The organism is Leptolyngbya sp. 'hensonii' (assembly GCF_001939115.1).
In the GTDB taxonomy this organism is placed as follows: Bacteria; Cyanobacteriota; Cyanobacteriia.
Map to the genome: position 1 here is coordinate 1 of NZ_MQTZ01000029.1, position 24,360 is coordinate 24,360.

Genomic DNA, 24,360 nt, shown 5'->3' on the forward strand with positions numbered 1-24,360 from the left:
GGATTGTTCCTCTTCTGGTTGCCACCCTACTGTTCTGAGATGAATCGGATCGAGGAGCAGTGGCATCAACTCAAAACCCATGAAATTGCTGGGCGGATGTTTGAGCATGAAGTTGATTTAGCCGATGCGATCATCGAGGGAATGCAAGCTCGTAGTAGTAGGGGCAATTACTCCCTGGAACGTTTTATATTTAATTCCTCCTGACTACTTACACCAAACCGAGAATTTTACCAGAGGCATGAGGAGAGTAAACCGCCGCTTGGAGGTAAAGTCTGCAGCCCTCCAGGCGGCAAAATTCAGTATTTGGGCCACTAGTTTGCCTCCTGGTCGCTGGGGTTGAGAAGGGGTTGGACCAATTCCAAGATGCGACTGAATTGAAAGTTATTGGACAGTTCTGTTAAGCCCCTGATGAGTTCTGTCTGCGGGGATGGAATCTGCTGAATGAGTTTCAGAATCACAGTGTCATTCCCCTGAGCAGCAGCCAAGTTGAGCTGCTCCAGCCACACGGGTGGCATCAATTTTAACGACGTGGTCAGAAGGCTATCAGGACCCAGGGGGGTCAGCTTCCTATCTTCCTGCTCCTCTTCATAAAGATATTGCACCCCCAGATAATCCTCTATTTTCATCAGGATTTCCTCTGCCTGGAAAGGCTTGCGGACAAAGTCATCACAACCACTAGCCAGAATCGCCTGTCGCTGTTCTTCAAAGGCGCTAGCAGTCAGGGCAATCACGATCGTCGATCGCCCTTCCGAGAGAGCCTTGATCTGTTGGGTAGCCTGATAGCCATCCATGACGGGCATACGCATGTCCATCCAGATCAAATGAGGCCGCCAGCTTTTCCAGAGGGTGAGAGCTTCCTGTCCATTTTCAGCCTCCTGAACTTCAAACCCGACTTCCCGTAATAGACTCATCAACAGCAGACGATTAGTGGGACTGTCTTCTACCACCAAAATGCGGCAGGTGGGTTGGCCAGGAACTAATCCAATCACCCGCTCTCGGCGAGGGGAGCGTGACCCAATCTGATTGCTCTTCAGCGGCTTAACGGCGATCGTGAAACTAAAACGGGTTCCCTGACCCAGCATGCTGCTGACCTGAATATCTCCTCCCATCATGCGGACAAATTTGCGGCTGATCGCCAATCCCAAACCAGTACCTTCACCTGAACGAATCCCCGACTCAGTTTGCCCAAATGTCTGAAACAGGCGATCAAACTCTTCCTGGGAAATTCCACAGCCAGTGTCTTCTACTTCAATCTGGAGGGTCATGGGTTCTCTGTCACCGGTCACTGCAACGGGATTGATTGCCGCAGGCTTGACCCATGAGACTCGCAATGTTACCTTGCCTTCATCTGTAAACTTAATCGCATTGCCCAGCAGATTAATCAGAACCTGGCGTAGTTTTCCTTCATCGCCATGGATGTAACGGGGTACCTCTGGATCGGACTCGAAGACTATTCTCAGTCCTTTAGCCTGAGCCTTAAGCTGCATCATTGATTCCAGACTTTTGAGAACGCCTTGTAAGTCAAAATCCGTTTCCTGCAGGACAATTCGACCTGCCTCAATCTTCGACATCTCCAGAATATTGTTGATCAGCGAGAGCAGGTGTTCCCCACTGCGGCCAATGATATCCAGATAGGCTTGATGCTCAGGTTTCACAGATTTAGCCCGATGGAGAAGTTGGGTAAAACCCAGGATGGCATTCAGTGGGGTGCGCAGCTCGTGGCTCATATTGGCCAAAAATTCACTCTTAGCCCGATTGGCCTGATCTGCGGCTTCCTTGGCAATCTGGAGTTCGGCTGCCTGCCGTTGGGTTTGGACCAGCAATTCCGTCTGTTGTATAGCCACCCCCAATTGATTGGCAATCTGGCTGACCATACGGATTTCCGTTTCTTGCCAGAGGTAGGGACCGGAGTTGTAGTAAGCAGCCAGCAGCCCCCAGAGTTGATCACCGCAACAAACTGGTACCGTCAGATAAGCTCGGGCCTGAAACTTTTCCAGCAAGTTAATATAACAGTCACCATAGCCAGCTTGGTAAATATCCGACACTGCAATATGGCTGCGTTGCCGACTATATCCCCCTCCCTGAGTTTCCTTCAGATAGGTGTCCTCCACAATACTGGTGGGACTTTGCCAGGTTTTGACAATGCACCGATCGTGCTGCACCGTGTCTTTAATTGGCTCGGCTACCTCAGGTTGGACATTAAAGTTCTGAATCAGGGAAACCCAACCAGCAGCCACCGATTCCGCCGCAAACTCACCACTCCAGTCTGGCTCAAATTTGTAAATCACCACCCGATCACAATTCAGAAAATAGCGCAATTCCTGCGTAGTTGCCGTAAAAATATCTTCCAGACTGAGGGTCTGGCGCATTTGCTGGATCACCCTGGAAATGGTTCTCTCCCGCTCGGCCATCTGTTGCAGCGTCACTTCCGATCGCTTACTTTCAGTAATGTCGCTGCAGGTACAAACCACCCGCTCAACTCTACCGTCTGGAAGGAATTGGGGGTCAGCATTAAGCTGTAACCACAGTTTGCTCTGGTCTTGGGGACGCCGCACTCCGATCACAACGTTCCGAATCGGCAGCCGCTGGACAATTGCTTGCTGTACCGGCAATTCCTCTACTGGAAAAGGAGTCCCATCCTCCTGCAGAAGAGACCAACCCTGGCCAAAGACTTGCCCGGTTAAAGGATCTGTCGATAGATTTAGAAGATGGTAAGCAGCCTGATTCGCGACCATCACTTCAGAGTTCGCATTTAGCAACAGCACACCCACCTGCATATCCCGAATCAGCAGATGAAACCATTCCTCACTGGCTTCCAGAATCTGTTGTTGCAGCCGAGCCTGCTTTCCCGCATCGGTTCGCCGCCGGGCCAGACTGAGGGTAACGGTGGTAGACAGGATCGCAATTATCACGGAGAGGACGACTAATCCATTGTGATCAGTACCTGTAAAAGCTTGTTCCATAACAATATTTGGTTTGATTAAGCTGCGGTGTGCGCCTAAAAACTATGACGCTGTAAGGGTTACACCATATTTCTTGCCCGATTAAAGTGCCCTCCAGTAATTTGGGCTAACCTCTCTTCACCCCCACGGTGTTCCTCAATTTAGCGCCGAGCTACTTTAGGATCACGAATTAAATAAGATGAACAATTGGGGTGCAGGGGCGTTGCCCCTGCTTGGGGGCGAAGCCCCCAAACCCCTACTTTATTTAGTTTTCGATCCTTAGGCAGTTCTTTCAAGCCATTTTTCTGACTTGGGGAAATTTTTAATGATTGTGCTCATTCCACTGGATGCTGGAGTTAACTATTCTGGCTAAAAATGTCATGAGAAACCCATCTCAAGAGAGCATTGGTATAAATCACACCTAAATTATTCTAATCAATACTAAATACCTAATTTTTATCCCTCAAATGCAAAAACTGTTAAATTTTAACAGCCCATATCTTTGCGGCGATCCTCACTTTAATTAAGTGCGCCGCATTACGCAGTCTTCCGGGTAAATCAGTGATCTATTCTGTGGTCGCCAACCCCTCAGGCTAGGATAGAAGCGTTCAACTGTTGCGAGTTGCCCCCTTGAACGAATCACAAACCTGGCGTTGGAAAACCTGGAACAACCTCCCTTATCTGACTTGCAGCCTGCTAGATCCCTGGCCCCATGGCTTCTTCACGCAGCAATTTCGACCTCGATCGCCCCAAGAGCTCACTTCCATCCTGCATGACACCACCGAAGTCTACCGAATGAAACAGGTCCACGGTAATACGGTTCTCTCGGCAACGGAAGTTGGAGCAGCCGTGACCGAATTCACCGCAGAATTGGAATTGCCCCAGGCTGATGGTCTGATGACAGAACAATCAGCCCAAGCCGTCTGGGTTTGCACAGCAGATTGCAGCCCGGTGCTGATTGCTGATCCTGGTACCGGCCAAGTGGCTGCGATCCATGCCGGATGGCGAGGTACAGCCACCAGAATTGTTCCCACGGCGATCGCCCGCTTACAGGAGCAGGGCAGCCAATTATCTGACTTAAAGGTGGCGATCGGACCTGCAATCGCAGGAGAGGTGTATCAGGTGGCCGAGGCCGTTGCCGTTGAAGTCGGAGAGACCATCGCTCCCAAGGATGTTCTATCAGATGCTGGTGCACTTCTGGAAGCCCTGCAGAATCTGCCTCAACCGCCTATTCTTCCCGATCCTGAGCCAGGTCGGGTGCGGTTGGATGTGCGCCGGGTGATTACCCTGCAACTGCTCCAATTGGGGATCGGGCCAGAGCAGGTCGAGATCGCGCCCCACTGTACCTATCAGCAACCAGAGTACTTCTTCTCCTACCGTCGTACTGGGGAAAAACAGGTGCAGTGGTCGGGGATCGTCAGCCAATAGCGGCATTGCAGGCGAGGCGGTATTGCAGTCAACCCCTGTACCGGTTTATTTTCTATCCCGATATCGTTGCAGGAGCCCCGGCAGGTAGTCATAGCCATCGACCCCGATCGCCGCAATGATTTGAGGTCGGCCTCTTTCCAGGCTGGCCTGAAACGATTCTGCCCCCAATTGCCCCTGTAGGATGGCCAGCAGTCCAGCTGGTTGTCGCCAGTTATCGGCCCCAATCTGCTCTAATTGGTACATAGCCAGACTGGCCTGGACAATCGCAGCCTCTACCTGGCCCAGGTGGTAATAGGCTTCCCCCAGGTAGGACAGACTGAGACCGTACAGATACAGATCACCTGAGAATTGGGCCGATCGAATTGCCTGCTCCAGTTCCGGTATCGCAGCCCCATAGTCTTGCACAACCACATGGGCAATTCCCAGGCTGCTGCAACAGAGAGCCCGACTCTGGCCATCTCCCACTTTCTCAGACAGATTTAATCCCTGCTGTAGGTAAGTGATGGCGGCTTCATAAATCTCTGGTTCCGGCACTCCTGCCTGCTGGGCCTGGAACACTTCGCTGTACCCCAGATTAGCCAGGGCGTTTGCTTCTCCGGGCCGATCACCCGCCTGCCGACTCATCACCAGAGCCCGCTGGCTGTACTGGATCGCTTCAGCATACTGTTTTTGGGCCATACTGGTGCGGCTAAGGTGATTGAGACAGGCAATCTCGCAGATCCGATCCCCGGCTTCCCGGGCAATATCCAGAGCCTGTTGATGGAAGGTATGGGCTCGATCGTACTGCCCCTGCACCCGACAGGAATAGCCCAGCAGCACCAGGATACGGGCCTTCTCTTGTGTGCCAGGGGTACGTCTCAGCGGTTCATCCAGGTAGTCCAGTGTATTCCGCAGGTAGCTCCCAGCAAAGGAGGCAAAGATTCCCCCATACAGCGGGAAATAATCCCGTTGAGCAAAGGTCCGCAGAAGCTGGAGGGTAATCTGAAAGGCGCTGTTGGCAAAGCGCTGATGCATGGGTAGATGACTAACCTGATTAAACCCATTGGCCAATTGGGACCAGATAGCGGCAAAAGTCAGATAAACAGAGATGGAGAGCTTTGCCCCTGCCGTATTGTCATAGACCAGTTGATCGAATCGGTTGACCAGTCCCCGTTGCAAGCACTGCAGGACCAGAGCCAGTTCTACCCAGGTGCTGAAGTCCAGGGACTGTTGAGCTGTCCAGTCGCTAATGGGCTTTTCCAGGGCGATTCCCTGAAAAAAACTTTCCAGGTGAGGCCGGTTGGACTGTTTGGCCCAGAGTGCCCAGGGACCTCGCTGCCCTGGTGTGCCGCCAAACCCTAACTGTTCTCGACTTTGGTCATAGATCCAGCTGACCAGATACTGACTCAGGCGCTCCCAGGAGGCTAGCCCTTGCTGAATCCCTTCCCCGAGTTCCTGCAGAAGCTTGTCTGAAGTCTGGGCTTGTTGCATCAGGGCCTTGGCCAAGGGGTTCCAATCTTGCAAGCCGAGCGCCTGAGGTTGATTGGGGTCCAGGGCCTGGAAGAGGAGGTGCAGGCGATCGTCGGCAGCAGCCTGACTTATCTCATGGACGATCCCAGTTAAGGCTGCGGTAGCCTGATTTTGCTCCTGACGGCGCTGCCACTCGCCCTGAACCGTTTGTAAGGCCCGCAAGATTCGATTGGCTTTAGCGATTTTAAGCTCATCGGTTTGGGCCTGGCGTTGCTGCTGGGTGGCCTCTAAGCGATCGCTGAGACACCGCTCAAACACCTCGCCCGTCCCCACCTCCACGCCTTCAGCCAGCATCTGATAGACCTGCTCCTTAGAGCGGATCTTGCCTTTTAAGGTCATTTCTACGATCTGGTCAAGCAATTGGTTATAACTGTTGATGAGAGAAGGATTACGATCGGGCATACTGGAACAAACTTCCTACTAATTAGGGTTATGCATCCTCAAGAGCACGATGATCTGGATCAACCATCCCTGCCAGATAGGTCTCCTGATTCCTCTCCAACGGGGGTATGGCGCTGGTTGACTCACCTGCCCAGACATGGGCAGATTGCCACCCTATCCATCACAGCGCTACTCGCTCTAGCAATTTTGAGTGCTGCACTCAATTTACTAGTCCTTTCCTTTAGGCTAGCTTTTCTGGCCGGGGTTGTTTACCTGATCTACAGAATTTTATTCCTGACCCGCTGGCAGTGGTTTATGAATCTGCCGAAACACGGGCAGATCATGACCCTCTCGATTACCACGCTGCTCTCTCTGGCCGTTTTGAGTATCGTGCTCGATTTGCTGATTCTTGCCGTCAGGCTGGCTTTTCTGGCTGGGATAATCTACCTCATCTACAGACTTTTATTCCTGACTCGCTTCCGCAGTCGTTGAGCTGTGAAGATTAGACCCCTCGCACTACTCGGCAAGATTTGTCCGACAGCCAGAGTTTACCCAAGGGACTAAGGAACTTCTGAAGACAGCGGTGAAGTCTGATCCAGATAAGTGTGAGGGATGAAGTTCTATGCTATTTCTGGCTCAAGGGATTCCAGCAATCCCTGATCTGACCCACCCCCAGGAGTTAATCCAGTTCGGCCAGCAAGTGCTGCAACTGAATCAATGGTTGCTGCTGCTGGTAGTTGGGGTTGGCCTTGTTCTGGCAGCGTTAAATTTCTCCTATAGGCCCGATCGCCCAGTTGGCTGGGAAGAGGACCTGCGCCACTACAAACAACTTCTGCGAGGAATGGTGCAGGGGTTGCTAGTGGTGCTGATCTTGATCGGGGGATTTTTCCTCTGTACGACGCTGGCCAATCGGTATCACCATTGGGAGCAGAGCAAAATTACTCAGGTGGCCGGGACTGTCGCTGGGGAACGGGTGGAACAGCCTGCGCCTCTGGTCCGCTACACCATTGAAGAACCCTATACCACAGTCACCTATGTGGATGGCAGGAAAACAGAAGTCGAGAAAAAGCGGAAGGTCGATCGCTTCCTGTCTCCCAGTTCATCCCAGGCAGAGGTGAAGTTGACCCAGACCGTGGACCCAGCCACAACTCGGCTGATTTACCAATCCACGTTCAGTGGCACTTACCAAATCACCAACACCCTGGATGTAACCCAGGACTTTATTTTTGAGGCAGCTCCCCCGGGGGGCTATACCCTGTTGCAGGATTATCGGGTGGAGCAGGATAGCAAACCCCTGGAACCCCAAAATCAGGGAGAGTACAACTTTCCCCTGCAGCTCGCCCCCGGAGAATCCACCCAGATTCGGATCACTTACAAAGCCCAGGGGGCTCCCCGCTGGGTTTATACCGCCAATGGCCGAATTCTCTCCAAGTTTCGTTTAACTGTGCTAGCCGACTTCCCCAATGCTGATTTTGCCAGTGGTATTGTCCCAACGGAGACGCGCCTGGAAGGACGGGGAACCCGGTTTACCTGGACTTTTGCCGAGAATGTCTCAGTGCAAAATCCTTTCGGCGTCTTTACTGCCACCCAACGATTCCGCAACACCGGTGTATTACCCCGCTTGCTCCTGCTGGCCCCTGGTATTTTCCTCTGGTGGTTGTTGTTGCTGTACCTGTCGGGACCGATGCGCCTGCAGGATGTGGCGATCGCAGCCGGGGCATTTTTTGCCTCTCTCCTGAGCCTGACCTATGCCAGCCGTTTCATCGATGCCCGATTGGCCTGGGGATTGCTGCTGCCCCTGCTCCTGTTCTTTGGTTGGGGCTTGGGACGCCAGCGACAGGCCCGCTGGGGCACAACGATCGTGACCCTGAGTGGGGCCATCCTGCCTGTAGGAGGATTCCTGGTGCCCTATACGGGGTTGACCTTGGGGCTGGCCGGGTTGCTGTCGATCGCCTGGCTGCTGCTGGGCTATTTTGGGGGTCGATCTCAGCCCTCGACTTGAACCCTACTGGCGGATTTTCTGCAGGAGATCGTAGAAGGGCTGCCAGTTGTCTTCCTGGGCGATTGCCTCCCAGACTGCTTCAATCTCCGGTCGCAGAAGCACCAGAGATGGATTGTAGCGTTTCAGCCGATCGGCCACCTGGGGCATCTCTTCTGGGGGCAGGCTCAGCAATGCCTGACGATACTGCTTGCGCCATTGCTCCAGAAATTCAATTTGCTCCGGGGTATTGACGCAAACAGCACGGCTGGGCATGCTGTTGGGATCTTCTCGCCAGGCGGGAGAAAACTGCTGGGTCAGCTCCGAAAAGAAAGTGGGATAACTGGCCTGGGTGTCATTCAGAAATTTCAGGGTCAGGGTTAACAGGGGCTTGGCCTGGCCTGGGGGCAGACGATCGAAGCCTAATTTATACAGTATCTGCTGATGATATGCAGCCTGATAATGGTCATGAAACTGAGCCAGACCCCTTTCCATATCCGCAGGGGCAATCACAGTAGACAGGGCCATCTGCAACATTTCCAGGTTCCAGTAACAGATTGACGGTTGGTTTCCATAACTGTAGCGACCAAAGTAATCGAAGTAAGCGGCTGTGAATTGGGGATTGAACTGATTCATGAAGGCATAGGGACCATAGTCAAAGCTTTCCCCAGTGATGGACATGTTATCCGTATTCAAAACGGCATGACAGAAACCAGCCGCCATCCACTGAGCTACCAGTTCTGCTGTCCGCTGCACCAGTTCTGCATAAAACAGTGGGTACCGATCGGGATTGGTTTGGAGATGGGGATAATACTGTTCAATCACATGATTCAAGAGGGGCCGCATCAGGTCGGCTCGATTCAGATAGTGGAGACGCTCAAAAGTACCGAAGCGGAGGTGGGAGCGGCTGAAACGAATCATCACGGACGATCGGGTGGGGGAGGGTTCATCGCCTCGCCAAAGGGCCTGACCCGTTTCGATCAGACTGAGACAGCGAGAAGTGCGAACCCCCATCCGGTGCAACGCCTCTGCCGCCAACACCTCCCGCACCCCCCCTTTGAGGGTGAGGCGACCATCTCCACCCCTGGAGTAAGGAGTGGTCCCAGAACCTTTGGTCCCAAAATCATACAATTCCCCATTCCTGCCCCGAACCTGACCGTAGAGAAACCCCCGGCCATCCCCCAGGTAGGGATTATATTCACCAAACTGATATCCGTGATAACGCAAGGCCAGACAGGGCTGATTACCCTGAAATCGCCCAAAGGCATCAATGAAATGGGTATCCGAAACCTCTGACGGACTTAACCCCAGTTCTGGGAGCAGATCATCGTTGCGAAATCGTAGCAGGTGCTGGGGAAATTCGGCAGCAGTGACCCGATCGTAGTAATCGGCCCCCAGATTTTCCAGAACCGGTTCGTAATTGAGCTGAAAAAAAGGATTGGTGGTATCAGTTTGGGTAGAAACAGGGAAAACCATGCGGTATCTCGACAGGAACTTTTCCTATGCTAGTGGATTGTTACGATTAGATTACAGAACTCAGAAAGGGAAAGGAGTATGGGGTTTTACTCAGAGCTATTGTTTCCCCGGTTAATGGATTGGGTCATGGCCGGTTCCGGTTTAGGGAAATATCGTCAGATGTTGTTGGCAGAGGTGGGGGGAGAGGTGCTGGAAATCGGCTTTGGGACGGGCTTAAATCTGCCCTATTATTCCGATCAAGTCCAGCGGATTGTGACGATCGACCCCAACCCTGGGATGAAGGCTCTGGCCCAGAAGCGAATCCAGGCAACTGCCATTCCGGTTGAGAGTCAGATACGGAGTGGGGAGAATTTACCCCTGGCGGACAATCGCTTTGATTGCGTCGTCAGCACCTGGACCCTCTGCAGTATTCCCAACGTAGAGCAGGCCCTGCAGGAAATCCAGCGGGTGCTCAAACCGGAGGGACAGTTTTTTTTCATTGAGCATGGTCTCAGCCAGGATCCAGCGCTACAGGTGTGGCAGAATCGCCTGACCCCCCTCCAGAAAGTTATAGGAGACGGCTGCCACCTGAATCGCAACATTCGCAGGCTGGTGGAAAGCCATTTGGAACTGGTCTGCCTGGAAGAGTTTTACGCCGACAATCTGCCTAAAGTCTCAGGCTATATGTACATGGGAGTGGCCAGGAAAACACCCTGACAACAGTAATTTCTGCGGGGAACTATAATCCACAATATTAAGAAAAGCTAGTAATCCCTGCGCCATCCAAAAATTAGCTCAATATGGAGATTAAGGTTTTCAGCAGGTTAAGGTCCTATGCCCAACCACCCGCTGTTTTTGCCGATTCATGAGCAGCGTCAAGCGGCCCCTCTTCGCGATCAAATTCAGATTGCCCTGGCGATCGCGGAGCCTACCGTCCTCAAGTCTCTGCTGATGAATTGTGTCCCGGCGATTATGCCATCCCACCTCGTGGGTGCCATCCATGCTGAAGTTGGGGTGCCAACCCAATATCAGCAGGCAGCAGATGGCATTCTGCACTACGAAGCCATTAAGTGTGTTCTGGCGGATGCAACACCAGGAACCACAACCAGAGATGGGGGGGGAGTGGGGCAGGGGAGTCGCAGATCGGTCGATCCAAGGGGAAGCAAGCCCCCCCGTTGGGAGTCCCCCAGCCATGCCCTGGAAGTCCGGTTGACCGTTGCCCAGGCCATGGCCATGCTGGGTAACCTGGGTTTTTCTCCACGCCAGGTGGAAGATATTCTGTATATGCCAGCCGAAGCTGGACATAAGTCTTGGTGGCATACCCTCGATGCAGCCGGTGATTTGACGGTGCCCTTCCTGCGTATTCTCCGCACAGTGCGCTACGCTGATGGGACGTTTACCTTCCAGTACAAGGATTATTTTGATCAGGAACAACCCGTCTGCTTCAAAAGTCAGCAGCAGAAAGTCCTGATTGAAATTAAGCCAGAAACAGAGAATTTCTCTGAAACCCTGAGGCGAGTCAATTTATATCGATCGACCCTGGGAATCACCCAGACTATTTTGGTGTGCAACACCATTTCGGAAATGGAAGCCCAGGGTTTCATCAGCCAGGGGATCAGTATCTATTCAGCCATGGATCTGGTGTTACCCACCCGGGCCAACTGTCTACTCTGTGCCCGTCACGACTGTGTGATGAATGGGCGGGAAGACTCTCCTGTAGTCATGTGCTACGGCTTTCTCATGGATGCTGAACAGGTTTAGGGGGCCATTCACCCAAGGGTTCTTGCGGCTGACGATGGGCCTCTGGTGGTTGGCTTCTGGGCGGAGCAACTGGCTGGTGCAAAATCAAGCGCGTGCCGATAGGGTCAGTTCCATAGATCTCGCGACCATGGGGAGCCGTCATAATCTCCGAGGTAGGCGGAAACCCCAGAGCAGTGAGATGGACGATCGCAGCGTCCAGGTCAGCAACTTCCAGACAAAGACTGACTCCAGTCTGAACCCGATGCTGAAACTCAGCCTCATGGTCCTGCCTGGGCTTAAAGATGCCTAAGCGTAACCCTGGCAGGTTAAATTCAGCATAGCGATCGGGCTGGTAGTGTATTGGTTGCTGATGGAAAAGCTGGCTGTAGAAGTGAACCAGGCACTCCACCTCAGGCGTTGCCAGCGTAACCAGGGCAGCGGTCAATTGCAGCGCCATCCGAATAAACCGCCCCTAACGATTAACCGCCTTTCGCAGGAGAACGACTTCCTGACTATCCACCAAGATGACCGTTAGGCCTCTTTCTTTCAGAGCTTTTACAGTCGCATCGGCAGTGCCTCGATTGGGGGTGTAATTTGCCAGCAGATAGGGTCGGCGCTGGTAAGAGGCTAGCCCAACATCTCGACCAATGACCTTGCGCACCTGCTCAACTACGTCTGGTTTGTTGAAATACTTTACCAGCACGGCATAACCTGATCCCAGCACCTGAGGATTATAGGCCACTCTGGGGGAGGACGGGGAGGGATTGCGTGGGGGGGTGGTTTGCGAAGGGGTTGGGTTGGTATTTTGGGGGGCGGTTGCCGTTGCTGCTGTTGAACGAACAATGTAGGTTGGTAACCCCCCCGTCTCACTCATATAGCGAGCCAGGGAATTCGCAGCTTCCAGGCTATTCAGGCCGCTGATCCGGGTCACAATATCTTCCTGATAGCTACAAATAGTTGCTGTGGTATTGGCTGGCAAGTTACGGAGGACCTGAGCCTGACTTTGAGAATTATCGCTGATGACCAGGACCAGATATTCCCCAGCCCGGGGAGGCTGGCAGATGGGATAGGCATCCTGGGCGATCGCGGAACCTACGGGCGAACCCAGACTAACCGCAACCAACAGGGCTGTTCTCAGCAACATGGAACCTCCTTGATAACAAGCCGAAAGAACCTCAGATCGGTATTTCAAAGTGCTGGAGCCAGGGAAGCTAGGGGATCTGAGATTGTGGATGAGGGAGCCTGAAATTCTCCTGTCAGGACGTACTCTAATCGAAGCTGCAACCAGGTGATGAACTGGGGATTGGTGGAGACGATCGCTGCGGCGGGCTGGGGGCAGCGAGCCTTGGTCTCAGCCATCTCAGGGGCTTCCAGGAACGCAGGCTGCTTAATCAACCAGAAGTCGATTTCCTTCTCTTGTTCCTGATAATTGCGAACCCGTTCCCGGAGCACCTCATCCAGGGGCTCTTCCTCCAGCAAAAAATGCTGGCTGGCCAATACATAGTAGTAAGTCTGCATAAACGATTCTGAGTACTTGAACTGGAAAGGACAAATTTAATTTTGACTCATTATTTATACCGCATAATACCTGCACAAAGCATGGGTCCAGCGATCGCCTGCTTCATCTCCCGAACCGCCCGCTCCATTCCCACCAGCACCGCTCGACTGACGATCGTGTGACCAATATTGAGTTCTTCCATACCCTCCAGACAGGCTACTGGATACACATTCCAGTAGGTCAACCCATGACCAGCATTCACCCGCAATCCTACTCCGATCGCCGCCGCACATCCCGCCGCCAACACAGCCAGCTCTCGATTGCGAGTGGCCTCATCCGTAGCCTCAGCGTACCGGCCAGTATGCAGCTCGATGAACTTTGCCTGAGTCGCAGCAGCAGCAGCAATTTGTTGGGAATCAGCATCAATGAACAGACTGACAGGAATCCCTGCTTCCTGAAGTTGGGCAACGACTTGAGTCAGGTGTGCTTCCTGACCCGCCACATCCAGCCCCCCTTCGGTGGTGACTTCCTCTCGCCGCTCTGGGACCAGGGTAATATAATCTGGTTTGAGATCCAAGGCGATCGCAACCATTTCCTTGGTGGCGGCCATCTCTAGGTTCAAATGGGTGCGAACAGTTTGCCTCAAGAGACGGACATCCCGTTCCTGAATATGCCGTCGATCTTCCCGCAGGTGGACGGTAATCCCATCGGCCCCGCCCAACTCTGCCAGAACAGCAGCGGCTACCGGATCGGGTTCAACTGTACGCCGAGCCTGCCGAACTGTAGCAATATGATCAATATTTACACCAAGGGTGGGCAAGGCCATTGACTCCTAAAATCTACGGTTTAACCGAATTCCAGGAAATTCTACCATTGAGCTTGTCTGTGGATAGTTGCCTAGTGTTTCTATATCCCCATCCTAATGACTACACTGTTGCCTGATCACGAAGTCCAGCGGCTGAAAGTTCTATTTAGCTATGGCATTCTGGATACGCCGCCAGAACCAGCGTTTGACAATCTTGCTATCCTGGCTACCCAGATTTTTGAAGCCCCGATCTCAGGGCTCTGTTTTGTAGATGCCAGTCGCTGCTGGTGCAAAGCCCAGGTCGGTCTTTCCCTCTTTCCCCTCGATCGGGAAGATTGCCTCTGTAATCAAGCGATCCTGCAACCAGAACCTCTGATTTTACCCGATCTCCTCTCAGAGAAGTGGTTTTCAAGCAGTCCCCTGATAACCCATGATCCGCCAATCCGATTTTATGCCAGCGTTCCTCTGATTGACCCGACAGGATTTCCTTTGGGAGCTTTGGTGGTCATGGACTACCTGCCCCGAGAACTCAGCCCCAGATCTTTGGAGGTGCTGCAAGGTTTGGGTCGGCAGGCCATGGTGTTATTGGAAGCCCGACGGCAGTTACTGGTCCTTTCAGAAACGATCGCAGCCAGCCATCCCTCTCTAGGGACTTCGCAGCAGGCTACAGGGGAGTTTCAAGAGACCAGTCTGGCCCGGCAAATCCGGGTTACCCTGGCCCAGGCTAGGCTTCTATCCCTGGAAAAGCAACAGCGGGAGCGTCTGGCCCTACAAAACCTGGCCCTGGAAGCAGCCCGTCAACAGGCTGAGCAGGAATCCCAAATCAAAAGTTCCTTTTTGGCGACCATCAGCCACGAAGTTCGTACTCCCATGAATGCTGTGCTGGGGGTCACTGATTTGTTGGCTGAAACCAATCTTGATCCGGAACAGCGAGATTTTCTGCGTATCATTCGGGCCGGTACCAACAGCCTATTGACCCTCATCAACGACATTCTGGAATTCTCAAAGTTAGAATCTGGGGGGATTAAGCTGGGAACGTCCGCCTTTGACCTCAGGGTCTGCATGGAAGAAGCAGTAGACCTGCTGGCTGTTTCCGCTTATTCTAAGGGGCTGGAAATAGCAGCCGTCCTCCCTGACAACGTTCCCACCCAACTCCTGGGAGATGTCAGTCGCCTGCGCCAGATTCTGATCAACTTGCTCGGCAATGCCGTTAAGTTTACGGATCAAGGGGAGGTCTTGATCCGGGCAGCCTTAATCACAGACACGGAGACAGCAGTAGAAATTCAGTTTTCCGTCGCAGATACCGGGATTGGCATTCCGATTGCAGCCCAATCAAAATTATTTCAGCCTTTCTCCCAGATCAAGAGCAGTACTCCCAGAAAATACGGAGGCACCGGATTGGGGCTGGCCATCTCCAAACAACTGGCTGAACTGATGGGAGGTCGGATCTGGGTTGAAAGTGATGGGGTCCAGGGAACTGAATTTCTCTTTACTCTGACCTTCCAGAAACAATCGACTCCGGTTCAGACAAAATCCCTGGCCCTGACGGAGCAGGCTGGTCTGCAAGGTCTGCGACTCCTGGTGGTAACAGCCCATGTCGCCAGTCGTGAGGTCATTCGGCTGGCTATAGCTGGTCTGGGGATGGCTCTGGATGAAGCAGAGGAACTGGCAACAGGTTTATCTTGGCTGGAGGCTGCGGCTCTGAATGGGCATCCTTACGCGATTGTCATACTGGATTATTTGGCCTTAACTTCCCTGCAGTCAGAAGCAGGCAATTGGAGCCGGTCTACCTCAGTTCTCGCAAGAACGCCTGTGCTGCTGATGCAATCTCCAATTCAGCGGCGAAAATCCGGTGAACCCGGCCTATCGCGACCAGAAATCCCCTTTGCAGGCTACCTGACTAAGCCAATTAAGGCTGCCCACCTATTGGCCTGTATCACCAGGGTCATGACAGGCAGTCATGACGGAGTCGTTGATTGCGATCGCACTCCTCGGCCTGCCCCGATCGCCATTGAGCTGGATAGTCCTTTGTCAGGAACCCTAACGCAGTCTGCCACCCCCCCGGCGGGTGGGCCTAAAATTCTGGTTGTCGAGGATGCTCCGGTGAATCGGATGGTAGTTCAGCAACAGTTAAGAAGCCTGGGATATACGGCGGATCTGGCAGTTCACGGCCAGGAAGCCCTGAACTTAATGGCTCAAACAGATTACGATCTGGTGCTGATGGATTGCCAGATGCCAGTCCTGGATGGCTATGAAACCGTTTGCATCCTGCGTCAACAGGAACGACCAGGCCGACACACGATCGTAATCGCGATGACAGCAAATGCCCTGATGGGCGATCGGGAAAAATGCCTGGGCGCAGGTATGGATGATTACCTCAGCAAACCTTTGAGTCGTGAGGATCTGGCGACTAAATTACAGCAATGGTTGACTTCACCTCCAGCCCAGGATCCTCCCCCCAGCCAGACCTCAGGAGCAGTTCACACTGAAGCAGAGGGATCCGCACCAGAGCTTGCGCCACCTCCAGCCGTCAACTGGCCCCATCTCCAAACGATCTCAGAGGGAGATGAAGCCTTTGCCCTGGAATTACTCACCCTGTTTTTACAGGATCACTGGCCCTATTTAGATTTATTAAGATTAGCGATGGCCAGACAGGACTATCCCGAAATCAAACGGCTGGCTCACCGGTTTAAGGGAGCCAGTGCTAACCTAGGAGCCAGTGTGATTCAGGATCTGGTAGCCGATATCGAACAGCGGATTGTCAATAATCGCACTGAAAAAGTCCCTGATCTACTGATGAAGTTGGAAGAATTAATGAGTCAGATTCGAGATTTTCTGGCAGCCAAAAATTCCATACTTGGGGCTTAAGGTCAAGATCTGAGATCGGAGAATTGCCCTTCTACAGGGAAACCCCAGCAAAATGATTTTGTGGTAGATTACACCCATGTTTAAAGTACTGATTATTGATGATGACTCAGCAACCCGAGCGCTGCTGAAGAGAACGCTTCAAAATCAGGGGTATGAGGTTTTTACCGCTAATCATGGTGAAGAGGGGATTGCGCTAGCGACTCAATTGCGGCCTGCCCTGATTGTTTGTGATCTCGTCATGCCGGGAATCGATGGGTTAGAAGTTTGCCAGTTGATCAAATCTGATCCGGAGCTCTCTACCAGCTTTTTTCTCCTCTTAACCTTTCGGGGGGCGAAGGAAGGGTTGATTCAGGGCTTGGATAAGGGAGCGGATGATATTCTGGCGAAACCGATCGAGATGAGCGAGTTGAAGGCTCGGGTACGGGCAGGGTTGCGGCTCTATCAGCTCACCCAGGATCTGCAGGCAAAAAACCGAATGCTGCAGGGATTGACTCAGGATCTACAACTGCAGAAACAGGTTCTAGAGGCCGAATTTACGGAAGCCTCAGAATATGTCCGATCGTTGCTGCCTTCTTCCCTGACGGGTTCTGTCACCATCGACCCCCGATTTATCCCTTCCCGCCAATTGGGGGGAGATTGCTTTGACTATGACTGGCTGGATCCAGATTATCTGGCCATTTACTTGTTGGATGTTTCGGGGCACGGATTAGGAGCAGCTCTGCCTTCCGTGTCAGTTCTGAACATGCTCCGCTCCCAGTCTCTCCCAGATGCCAATTTGTATCAGCCGAACCATGTGCTGATGGCCCTGAATGAAGCCTTTCAGATGACAGACCAGAATGAACGCTACTTCACCATCTGGTATGGGGTTTATAATCGGCTGCAGCAACAACTGGTTTACTCCAGTGCGGGCCATGCTCCGGGAATTCTAATTAACCGATCGGTAGATGGAACGGTGACGGCCAAACAGTTGAGAACACCGGGAATGCCGATCGGCATGTTTCCAGATAGCAAGTTTTCCAATGCCTATTGCCGGATTGAACCCGGCAGTAAGCTCTATATCTTCAGTGATGGTATTTTTGACTTACTCCAACCCGATGGCAATCTCTGGGGATTGCATGACCTGATCAATCTGTTGGTCAGTTGTGCGGAGAGGGGCAATACCAACCTGGACAGCATCCTGGAACAAATCCAGAATCTGGCTCCCAAAAAAGCTTTTGATGATGATGCCTGTCTACTGGAGATTACGTTTAGCGCTGATCCTGCGCTAGAGGATTAGTCATGGGTCATTTTTGATTTCTTTACATCCCCTCTGGGGAGGGGTGGCCTGCAGAGCCGGGGTGGGTTTGGCTTAATCACTAGTCAGTAAGTATTCTTTACAGATGGTAGATGTCCCTTCTGATCCTCGTATGCAATGTCCAGTCTGTGGGCATCCGGAGATTGAGGCCAAGGGCGTGGATTGGTCAGGGAACCCACGCTACTGTTGTCGATCGTGTGGAGAGATTTTCCTGGTGCAGGTCGAAATGACAGATGCTGATCTACCACCAGAGCCAGAACCCAAACCCCGCAAACCATTTCCCTCCCCCTGGCGATCGATCCCCATCCTTCCGATAATTCCCTATCTGCAGCAACTCGGACAGCGAAGCCTGCCTGGATTAACAGAGGCAGGAATTGCCCTGCTTTTGGGCAGTTTGCTCTTCGGTATTATTCACTGGCTGGCTCCTCCAGAAACCTTCTACGACTATTACCTGCGTCTGGCCCACAGTTTTCTCGATGGTCAACTTTGTCTGTCCGAAAATCCGAGCTGGCTGAATGAACTGGTTCCTATTCCTGGTAAGGGGTACTGTGTCGTCTATCCGATCGCCCCAGCCCTGTTCCTGCTGCCCCTGGTCAAGGTGTTCCCGACAATCACCCAATCTGAGGCTGCCCATCTCCTGTTCGGACTGGCTGCTCTGGCGATTTACCTGTTCTTTCGTAAACAGCAATCCTCCCGCTTTCGTTCCATCAGTCTCGCCCTAATCTGGAGCTTTGCCACCATTTTCTTCCCCATGAGTGCTGTCGGGAGTGTCTGGTATATTGCCCAGACCATGGGGGCAACCTTTGTCTGGCTTTTCCTGCTCTGCTTCCAGCCCCGCCCCGGTGGGTTCCTGTTTCTTTCAGGTTTGTGCCTGGGGATAGCTGCTGCTGCTCGATTACCCCTCAACCTGCTGGTTCTCTATGGCCTGGTGCTGCTTTACCGGGAACTGGCTCCCCGCTGGTCCCTGTTGCTGAGATCGACCAGCATATTCTTCGCAGGCTTCCTACCCCTGTTCCTGCTGCAACGTCTCTATAACTACGCCCGTTACCAGACCTTTGCCGATCGGGGCTATGCCCTGATTCCAGGCAAGTTTGCTGAACCTGAGTTTCAGCATGGCCTCTTCCATCCTTTCAACCTTCCCAAACACCTGCGGGTTCTCTTTTTGAACCTGCCTAAAGGAGTGGACCACTGGCCGTATCTGGTACCCTCCCACGAAGGACTATCTATCCTGATTACGTCTCCGTTCCTGGTAGTGGCATTTTGGTGGCTGATCAAAAGCCGCCGCTGGCCAGAGGTAGGGGCGATTCTGACGATTATGGTCATTGAAATGTGCCATGGAACGGTTGGGTACAGTCAGTTTGGCTATCGATTTGCCCTGGATGTCTATCCCCTGCTATTTCTGGCCCTACCTCCTATCCTGGAGTTACGATCGCTGCGCTCCTGGCTCCTGGGCCTCATAGGTCTGTCTGGCTTAGTAAATTTGTGGGGCTTGCTGGCCTTTCGGTACCGTTGGTTCATTTGGTGATGCTGTCATGAATTGTCCTGCCTGTGGCTATCCCCATCTCCGCCCCCAGGGGCAGGATCCGGTCGGAAACCAGATCTTCTCCTGTCCCGCCTGTGGGGAAACCTGCATGGCTGTAGCCGAGGATCTGGAAGAAGAGGCTCCGGCAAATTCCCAACTGGAACGGCGAATGCGCTTCCAACCTGCTTTCCCCCAGATCCGATGGCCAGCCTTTTCCCGCTTTTCCGGAGGAGCATTCCTGCGAGCATTGTTCCTGATTTTGGGTTGTATGGCTCTGACTACAGCCCTCTCCTACTACGCTGCTGGAGGATTTCGCACCTACTATTCCCCAGTCTTTCATCTGCAGGCCCAGGCGATGTTGCGAGGACAAACGGCCCTAGAGGTGCCTCCTGAATGGACGATCGACCTGATTTCCTTCCACGGACAGCATTTTCTGGCGATTCCACCCCTGAATGCGTTCCTGGTCCTGCCGTTCGTTGCCCTGTTGGGGGTCGATTTCCCCGAAACCCTCTTTGCTCTGATCCTTTATGCCCTCAACCTGATCGTGCTGTATTGGACTGTGGCAACGGTGGCGAACGATCGGGATACCCTGCAGCGCAGTCTCCTGTTCTGCTTTCTAGCCCTGGGGACGACCCTGTTCACCTGTGCTGTGATTTCCAGCCCATCTTTTAACGCAGTGCTAGGCAGTTGCCTGTTCCTCTCCGCTGCCTGGTTGACCCTCTACCAGGCTCAGACCTTACCGCATCATTTGCTGGCCATTCTCCTGCTGGCGATCGCTGCCACAGGACGCTGGCATCTGGCCCTGCTGCTACCGGTTTTCATCCTGTGGGCCTGGATGCAGCCGGTTCCTCGTCGCTGGGCAGTTCTGGCCATCCTGGCTGTCCCCATGGGACTGTTTCTGGCCTTCGTCGGCTGGTGGAATTGGGCTAGATTCGGCAATCCGTTCCAGCTCCGGTATGAAGAGCATGCCTACGGCGCTTTCTTTGCCGAAGAGATTCGGAAATATGGCTTTCGCAACCTACGGTATATCCTGCCCCACCTGTATCATGGCGTCCTGGCCATCCCCCGCCTGGTGCCTGATTTCCCCTTTTTCGTCTACGACGATCGAGGCAATGGGGTGCTGGCCCTCAGTCCCCTGTTTGCCTATACCTTGGTCAAACGCCCCTGGGATAGCTGGGATCGGCTGGCGTGGCTCTGTATGGCGATCGTGGCCATCCCCGTCTTCACCCACTTTTCTACCGGCTGGGTCCAGTTTGACTACCGCTACTTCCTGGATTTCTTCCCGTTTGCTGTTTTCTTACTGTTGCGATCGTCCGTCAATCCCATCCGCTGGCTACCTCTGGCATTGATTGCCCTATCTTTCTGGTTCCATGGTTTTGGGGTTCTGAAGCTCATTAAGGGCTGGGGGATGTAGACGCAGAGCGGCTTTCCCTGGGGTGAGCAACCTTGCAAAACTGGGATGTCCCCCAGAACAACAAGAATTCATCAAAACCACCATCACAGGATATTGGCAAAGGATTCAAAGCATGACGTTTGAGGTAATCTGTCACCATCCAAATTCACTGCTACTGCCCCTAGGTGGGGCTAATCTCGGCGACGATCTTGCCGCGTCCATGGCGATGGGAAAGCCGCTCCAGGGCTGCCGGGATCTCCTCTAGGCGAATCACCTGCTGCACCATCGGATCAATTTTGCGGGTACTGACCAGAGTCCCCAGTTCCCGCCCCATCTGGGCCAGGTCCGCCTGCGATCGCTGATCTCCCAACAGATAGGCACAGCCCAGAGCTACATCGTGGACAGACAGGGCTTTGCTGAAGGGTCGCCAGCTTGACAGGTCAGGCAATCCAGCCACGCAGGCAATGCCCCCGCCAAAGGCCAGCATCTCCATACCCTCAGTGGCTGTGTAGGGACTGACCGTATCCACGATCGCATCCACACCCCGGCCTTTTGTTAGCTCCCGCACCCGGGTCGGCACATCTTCAGTCTGGTAGTCAATTACCTCGGTTGCCCCCAGATGCCGCACCCAGTCCACATGTCCGGCGGAACAGGTGGTGATCACCTGCATCCCAGCCAGGACTCCCAACTGAATGGCAAAGCCCCCCACACCACCTGCTCCCCCCTGCACCAGCAGAGTCTGGCCGGGACGCACCGCCAATTTTCGATGCAGGGCCTGGTAAGCAGTCAACCCAGCACAGGGCAGGGCGGCTGCCTCAACAAAGGACGTTTGCTCCGGCAAAGGGGCCAGAACATGGGCAGATGCGATCGTACACTCGGCAAATCCTCCTGGTCGGCAGAAGTTCCCGTGGTAGTACACTGCATCCCCCACGTGCCAGTTCGTCACCTGGGGACCGAGGGCCTCGATCGTTCCGGCCACATCCAGGCCCAAAACGAAGGGGTAGTGCCAGGTGTGGTATCCAGACGCCGCCAGTTTGTAATCCACTGGATTCAGACCGGCAGCATGGACTTTGACACGGACCTCTCCTATCCCTGGTTCGGGCAGGGGCAGGTCGGCAAGATGGAGGGTTTCGGGGCCACCGGGGCGATCGAGGACAAGGGCTTTCATAGGGAGGATAGCAAGAGTTCAACAGGGATCAGGGGTTTGATTCACCGCGCAGAGTATGGATTACCTGGCGTTTGAGTTCAATAAAAGCGGGCGTTAACTTCAAATCCAGGCTGCGGTGCAGGGGCAGGGAAACCTCCAACTCCCGCTGAATTCGACCGGGATGGGCACTCATGACATAAATCCGTTGGGCCAGGAAAATGGCCTCCTCCAGGTCATGGGTAATCAGCAGAATGCTGGTGCGGGTCTGTTCCCAGAGTCCCAGCAGAAAAAGCTGCATCTGTTCTTTAGTTTGGGCGTCTAAGGCCCCAAAAGGCTCATCCATCAGCAAAACTTCAGGTTCATTAGCCAAAGCCCTGGCGATCGCCACCCGTTGTTTCATTCCCCCCGACAATTGCTTGGGGTAAGCTCTGGCAAATTGGGTCAGCCCCACCACATTCAGGTAGTAAGCCACCCGCTCCCGAATCTCCGTGGAAGACAGGGCACGCAACTTTAAGCCAAAGCTGATATTCTCGGCGACAGTCAGCCAGGGAAAAAGCGTGTAGCTTTGAAACACCATACCCCGATCGGCCCCCGGTCCCTGGACCACTTCCCCATCCACTTGAACCTGCCCACCAGAGGGTTCACTCAGTCCGGCAATAATGTTCAGCAGGGTGGACTTGCCACAACCCGATGCCCCGACAATGCAGACAAATTCGTTCGGGTACAGATGCAGATTGATCTTTTCCAGAACAGATAGCGGTTTCCCCCCCTGGCGGAAGACTTTACTGACATCCCGAACCGCAAGCTTGGGGTGCATGCAACGCCTCTTCTCTTTGCTCCAGACTTATGATAATCCAGTGGTTGATTGATCCCTTCGCTTTTTTTGCCGTGCCCAAACCTTTACCTCCCAGGCCCAAGTCCTATCTCAAGCCCTCTGTATTCTGGGGAATTCGTCAGGGGTTTCCGGTGTGGCTGTCCATCCTGCTGATTGCGACAGCCCTGGGCCTACCGTTGCTGGCCTGGACGATCGCTAGCCTCAGCCAGTGGGTTCCGACCATGTTCCTGCCCACCCCCCTGACGGTGCTGCTGTCTGGTATCCAGATGTTCCGGGACGAAGACCTGATGCGGGATATCCTCGCCAGTTGTGGGCGAGTACTCCTGGGATTTCTGGCAGCGGCTCTGGTGGGGATTCCGATCGGCATTCTCATGGGCACCTTCAGCAGCATGGAACGGTTGTTTATCCCGATCGTGGGCACGGTTCGCTATATGCCCGTGGCTGCTTTCGTCCCGCTGATTATCCTCTGGGCCGGTCTGGAGGAACTCTCTAAAGTCGTCATCATCTTTATGGGCATTGTCTTCTTCAATGCCCTGATGATTGCGGATGCGGTCAAGTTTATTCCCAGTGAGATGTTGAATGTGGCTTACACCCTGGGGGCCAAGCGCCACCAGGTGTTGATGCGGGTGATTTTTCCGGCAGTGATGCCCAGCATCATCGATACCCTGCGGGTGAACGTGGCTGGAGCCTGGAACTACCTCGTGATCTCGGAACTGGTGGGAGCCGATCGGGGGTTGGGCTTCCGAATTGTGCAGGCGCAGCGGTTTGTCCAGACCGATAAGGTGTTGTTCAGCATTATTGTAATTGGGGCGATCGGGCTACTGACGGATTACCTGTTCAAGCTCCTGGCCAAGATGATCACACCCTGGGCTGAATGAAGATTTGGGGTAGATCGTTAATTTACGCCCACTGAGATTGCCGCCAAAGATCGTTTTGAAACGAAACATGGTGGTTTCAGCAATCGAGCGACGATGATACCCAGAGTCACGCTTCCAACGCTGGCGTCCATGCTTGTGGATCGAACCCAGGTTCTCGTCGCGTGGATGGGGCTTGTCGTTGCGATTGCCATGCTGCCAAATCTTGGCATCCTTGCGGAGCGGAATCACCGCTTTGGCTCCTTTGGCTTCAATGTGCAACTTGCCCCACGTCCGTCGCTTGCTCACTCCGTGCTGACGGGTCTTCCACTCCCCTTCGCCATCCACTTTCACCCCCGTTGAATCCACGACTACATGACGAGCACCCTCCTTTGGCACGCGGTTGCCTGCATCAACGCATTCCCACGATAGAAGAATTGGCACAGCAAGTCTTAGCGTTGGTTGCAGAACGTCATGAGCAACGCATCAAAATCAACTGGCAGTTTCCGATTGAAACTGCTCGGGGCACACTCAGTCGTCACTACGACACGATTCGACCTGACCCAGTTGGAGTGAAATCATCAGATACTTAATTTACAGAGTACTTAGGAAGGGGAATTAAATAACCTGGATTTCTTCAGCCCTCACCCCCAACCCATCCCCCTCTCCCAAATTTGGGAGAGGGGGATGGGTTGGGGGTGAGGGCAATCA

21 protein-coding genes and 1 pseudogene are annotated in these 24,360 nt (G+C 53.5%); 12 read left to right on the forward strand and 10 right to left on the reverse strand.

Going from position 1 to position 24,360, the window contains the following annotated elements; all coding sequences use genetic code 11:
* The coding region (locus BST81_RS10170; protein WP_171974721.1) for a transposase at positions 1-204 on the forward strand (204 nt) is incomplete at its 5' end.
* A 107-nt stretch (positions 205-311) separates the two neighbouring features.
* Here the strand turns inward: BST81_RS10170 and BST81_RS10175 are convergent.
* Complete coding sequence (locus BST81_RS10175; RefSeq protein ID WP_075598433.1) at positions 312-2,963, reverse strand: ATP-binding protein; 2,652 nt, start codon at positions 2,961-2,963, stop codon at positions 312-314.
* A gap of 609 nt (positions 2,964-3,572) precedes the next feature.
* Between BST81_RS10175 and pgeF the strand changes: the two genes are divergently transcribed.
* Positions 3,573-4,370, forward strand: a complete 798-nt coding sequence (gene pgeF / locus BST81_RS10180; protein ID WP_075598501.1) for a peptidoglycan editing factor PgeF — start codon at positions 3,573-3,575, stop codon at positions 4,368-4,370.
* Between the two features lie 45 nt (positions 4,371-4,415).
* Here pgeF and BST81_RS10185 read toward each other — a convergent pair whose 3' ends face one another.
* Positions 4,416-6,281, reverse strand: a complete 1,866-nt coding sequence (locus tag BST81_RS10185) for a tetratricopeptide repeat protein (protein WP_075598434.1) — start codon at positions 6,279-6,281, stop codon at positions 4,416-4,418.
* Between the two features lie 30 nt (positions 6,282-6,311).
* Here BST81_RS10185 and BST81_RS10190 point away from each other — a divergent pair, with 30 nt between their 5' ends.
* Both BST81_RS10190 and BST81_RS10195 read left to right on the forward strand, forming a co-directional pair.
* Positions 6,312-6,752, forward strand: a complete 441-nt coding sequence (locus tag BST81_RS10190) for a hypothetical protein (protein WP_075598435.1) — start codon at positions 6,312-6,314, stop codon at positions 6,750-6,752.
* Positions 6,753-6,882: 130 nt separating this feature from the next.
* Positions 6,883-8,262 (forward strand): hypothetical protein, encoded by a 1,380-nt coding sequence (locus BST81_RS10195; RefSeq protein WP_075598436.1) that lies wholly within the window; start codon positions 6,883-6,885, stop codon positions 8,260-8,262.
* A gap of 3 nt (positions 8,263-8,265) precedes the next feature.
* Here the strand turns inward: BST81_RS10195 and BST81_RS10200 are convergent, their stop codons facing one another.
* Positions 8,266-9,714, reverse strand: coding sequence for a YdiU family protein (locus BST81_RS10200; protein ID WP_075598437.1), 1,449 nt, complete (start codon positions 9,712-9,714; stop codon positions 8,266-8,268).
* A gap of 78 nt (positions 9,715-9,792) precedes the next feature.
* Here BST81_RS10200 and BST81_RS10205 point away from each other — a divergent pair, with 78 nt between their 5' ends.
* Both BST81_RS10205 and BST81_RS10210 read left to right on the forward strand, forming a co-directional pair.
* Entirely contained in the window at positions 9,793-10,410 is a 618-nt protein-coding gene (locus BST81_RS10205) for a class I SAM-dependent methyltransferase (RefSeq protein ID WP_075598438.1), read from the forward strand.
* 117 nt (positions 10,411-10,527) lie between these two features.
* A complete protein-coding gene (locus BST81_RS10210; RefSeq protein ID WP_075598439.1) occupies positions 10,528-11,454 on the forward strand; it encodes a hypothetical protein in 927 nt (308 codons plus the stop codon).
* Here the strand turns inward: BST81_RS10210 and BST81_RS10215 are convergent.
* From BST81_RS10215 to BST81_RS10230, 4 genes are read right to left on the reverse strand one after another with little or no spacing between them, the layout of a single operon-like run.
* Entirely contained in the window at positions 11,432-11,890 is a 459-nt protein-coding gene (locus BST81_RS10215) for a VOC family protein (protein ID WP_075598440.1), read from the reverse strand. The genes BST81_RS10210 and BST81_RS10215 overlap by 23 nt on opposite strands.
* A gap of 15 nt (positions 11,891-11,905) precedes the next feature.
* The gene (locus BST81_RS10220) at positions 11,906-12,577 is read right to left on the reverse strand and encodes a hypothetical protein (protein ID WP_075598441.1); all 672 of its coding nucleotides are present in this window, start codon (positions 12,575-12,577) and stop codon (positions 11,906-11,908) included.
* 44 nt (positions 12,578-12,621) lie between these two features.
* Positions 12,622-12,951, reverse strand: a complete 330-nt coding sequence (locus BST81_RS10225; protein ID WP_075598442.1) for an MgPME-cyclase complex family protein — start codon at positions 12,949-12,951, stop codon at positions 12,622-12,624.
* A gap of 50 nt (positions 12,952-13,001) precedes the next feature.
* Entirely contained in the window at positions 13,002-13,757 is a 756-nt protein-coding gene (locus tag BST81_RS10230) for a pyridoxine 5'-phosphate synthase (protein WP_290439434.1), read from the reverse strand.
* Positions 13,758-13,853: 96 nt separating this feature from the next.
* Between BST81_RS10230 and BST81_RS10235 the strand changes: the two genes are divergently transcribed.
* From BST81_RS10235 to BST81_RS10250, 4 genes are all read left to right on the forward strand, one after another.
* Positions 13,854-16,604: an ATP-binding protein gene (locus BST81_RS10235; RefSeq protein WP_075598443.1), complete on the forward strand. Its 2,751-nt coding sequence runs from the start codon at positions 13,854-13,856 to the stop codon at positions 16,602-16,604.
* A 76-nt stretch (positions 16,605-16,680) separates the two neighbouring features.
* Complete coding sequence (locus BST81_RS10240) at positions 16,681-17,880, forward strand: SpoIIE family protein phosphatase (RefSeq protein ID WP_075598444.1); 1,200 nt, start codon at positions 16,681-16,683, stop codon at positions 17,878-17,880.
* Between the two features lie 130 nt (positions 17,881-18,010).
* The gene (locus tag BST81_RS10245) at positions 18,011-19,423 is read left to right on the forward strand and encodes a zinc ribbon domain-containing protein (RefSeq protein ID WP_075598445.1); all 1,413 of its coding nucleotides are present in this window, start codon (positions 18,011-18,013) and stop codon (positions 19,421-19,423) included.
* A gap of 7 nt (positions 19,424-19,430) precedes the next feature.
* Positions 19,431-20,834 carry a hypothetical protein gene (locus tag BST81_RS10250; RefSeq protein WP_075598446.1) on the forward strand — a complete coding sequence of 468 codons (1,404 nt, stop codon included), beginning with the start codon at positions 19,431-19,433 and terminating at the stop codon, positions 20,832-20,834.
* Between the two features lie 160 nt (positions 20,835-20,994).
* Here the strand turns inward: BST81_RS10250 and BST81_RS10255 are convergent, their stop codons facing one another.
* Together BST81_RS10255 and BST81_RS10260 are read right to left on the reverse strand one after the other, a co-directional pair.
* Positions 20,995-21,981 carry a zinc-binding dehydrogenase gene (locus BST81_RS10255; protein WP_075598447.1) on the reverse strand — a complete coding sequence of 329 codons (987 nt, stop codon included), beginning with the start codon at positions 21,979-21,981 and terminating at the stop codon, positions 20,995-20,997.
* 28 nt (positions 21,982-22,009) lie between these two features.
* The gene (locus BST81_RS10260; RefSeq protein WP_075598448.1) at positions 22,010-22,777 is read right to left on the reverse strand and encodes an ABC transporter ATP-binding protein; all 768 of its coding nucleotides are present in this window, start codon (positions 22,775-22,777) and stop codon (positions 22,010-22,012) included.
* Positions 22,778-22,806: 29 nt separating this feature from the next.
* Between BST81_RS10260 and BST81_RS10265 the strand changes: the two genes are divergently transcribed.
* Positions 22,807-23,673: an ABC transporter permease gene (locus BST81_RS10265; protein WP_083636777.1), complete on the forward strand. Its 867-nt coding sequence runs from the start codon at positions 22,807-22,809 to the stop codon at positions 23,671-23,673.
* 33 nt (positions 23,674-23,706) lie between these two features.
* On the opposite strand, the pseudogene BST81_RS27000 reads toward BST81_RS10265, so the two are convergent.
* A pseudogene (locus BST81_RS27000) lies at positions 23,707-24,048 on the reverse strand (IS5/IS1182 family transposase); the annotation flags it as partial.
* Here BST81_RS27000 and BST81_RS10275 point away from each other — a divergent pair.
* Positions 24,042-24,242, forward strand: coding sequence for a hypothetical protein (locus BST81_RS10275; RefSeq protein ID WP_075598450.1), 201 nt, complete (start codon positions 24,042-24,044; stop codon positions 24,240-24,242). The pseudogene BST81_RS27000 and the gene BST81_RS10275 overlap by 7 nt on opposite strands.
* Positions 24,243-24,360 lie beyond the last annotated feature (118 nt).

Excerpts from the sequence above, each read along its gene's own strand:
- BST81_RS10210 (WP_075598439.1), top strand. The coding sequence starts at position 10,528 with ATGCCCAACCACCCGCTGTTTTTGCCGATTCATGAGCAGCGTCAAGCG.
- BST81_RS10255 (WP_075598447.1), bottom strand. The coding sequence starts at position 21,981 with ATGAAAGCCCTTGTCCTCGATCGCCCCGGTGGCCCCGAAACCCTCCAT.
- BST81_RS10195 (WP_075598436.1), top strand. The coding sequence starts at position 6,883 with ATGCTATTTCTGGCTCAAGGGATTCCAGCAATCCCTGATCTGACCCAC.
- BST81_RS10225 (WP_075598442.1), bottom strand. The coding sequence starts at position 12,951 with ATGCAGACTTACTACTATGTATTGGCCAGCCAGCATTTTTTGCTGGAG.
- BST81_RS10250 (WP_075598446.1), top strand. The coding sequence starts at position 19,431 with ATGAATTGTCCTGCCTGTGGCTATCCCCATCTCCGCCCCCAGGGGCAG.
- BST81_RS10185 (WP_075598434.1), bottom strand. The coding sequence starts at position 6,281 with ATGCCCGATCGTAATCCTTCTCTCATCAACAGTTATAACCAATTGCTT.
- BST81_RS10245 (WP_075598445.1), top strand. The coding sequence starts at position 18,011 with ATGCAATGTCCAGTCTGTGGGCATCCGGAGATTGAGGCCAAGGGCGTG.
- BST81_RS10205 (WP_075598438.1), top strand. The coding sequence starts at position 9,793 with ATGGGGTTTTACTCAGAGCTATTGTTTCCCCGGTTAATGGATTGGGTC.
- BST81_RS10230 (WP_290439434.1), bottom strand. The coding sequence starts at position 13,757 with ATGGCCTTGCCCACCCTTGGTGTAAATATTGATCATATTGCTACAGTT.
- BST81_RS10220 (WP_075598441.1), bottom strand. The coding sequence starts at position 12,577 with ATGTTGCTGAGAACAGCCCTGTTGGTTGCGGTTAGTCTGGGTTCGCCC.
- BST81_RS10190 (WP_075598435.1), top strand. The coding sequence starts at position 6,312 with ATGCATCCTCAAGAGCACGATGATCTGGATCAACCATCCCTGCCAGAT.
- BST81_RS10240 (WP_075598444.1), top strand. The coding sequence starts at position 16,681 with ATGTTTAAAGTACTGATTATTGATGATGACTCAGCAACCCGAGCGCTG.
- BST81_RS10260 (WP_075598448.1), bottom strand. The coding sequence starts at position 22,777 with ATGCACCCCAAGCTTGCGGTTCGGGATGTCAGTAAAGTCTTCCGCCAG.
- BST81_RS10200 (WP_075598437.1), bottom strand. The coding sequence starts at position 9,714 with ATGGTTTTCCCTGTTTCTACCCAAACTGATACCACCAATCCTTTTTTT.
- BST81_RS10175 (WP_075598433.1), bottom strand. The coding sequence starts at position 2,963 with ATGGAACAAGCTTTTACAGGTACTGATCACAATGGATTAGTCGTCCTC.
- BST81_RS10235 (WP_075598443.1), top strand. The coding sequence starts at position 13,854 with ATGACTACACTGTTGCCTGATCACGAAGTCCAGCGGCTGAAAGTTCTA.
- BST81_RS10215 (WP_075598440.1), bottom strand. The coding sequence starts at position 11,890 with ATGGCGCTGCAATTGACCGCTGCCCTGGTTACGCTGGCAACGCCTGAG.
- BST81_RS10265 (WP_083636777.1), top strand. The coding sequence starts at position 22,807 with ATGATAATCCAGTGGTTGATTGATCCCTTCGCTTTTTTTGCCGTGCCC.